Here is a 370-nt window from a genome sequence, read left to right as displayed (position 1 = left end):
CGGCGAAGGGATGTTTTAGAAATCAGGAATAGCGCAATGAAAACAGTGGTTCTTGCAGCCTTGGCGCTTTGCATCGCCGCGCCGGCGGTTGCTTCCGCGGCCGAGGCCGATGTCGTCATCAGGACGCACCACCGGCACTATCATCACCGCACCGCCGTCGTCATCAATGACGAAGGCCAGCGTCTCCATCATCGCCGACACGGCACGGTCGCTTTTTATGATCACGGCCGCCGCGCCTGGCATCGTCATCACCGCCCGGACACCGTCGTGGTCACGGGCTCCATCGAGCGTCATCACCGCTACTACCGCCGTCCCGTCGTGGTCGAGAGCGGCTCCGACTATTGATCGCATTCGGCCCGGCTCAGCGATC

1 protein-coding gene is annotated in these 370 nt (G+C 62.4%); it reads left to right on the top strand.

Annotated elements, in window-relative coordinates:
* Nucleotides 1-36: 36 nt before the first annotated feature.
* Entirely contained in the window at nucleotides 37-345 is a 309-nt protein-coding gene (locus tag EN807_RS33230; RefSeq protein WP_127859727.1) for a hypothetical protein, read from the top strand.
* Nucleotides 346-370 lie beyond the last annotated feature (25 nt).

Source organism: Mesorhizobium sp. M5C.F.Ca.ET.164.01.1.1 (assembly GCF_004792125.1).
GTDB lineage: Bacteria > Pseudomonadota > Alphaproteobacteria > Rhizobiales > Rhizobiaceae > Mesorhizobium > Mesorhizobium wenxiniae.
This window is presented reverse-complemented; position numbering and strand designations above follow the sequence as displayed.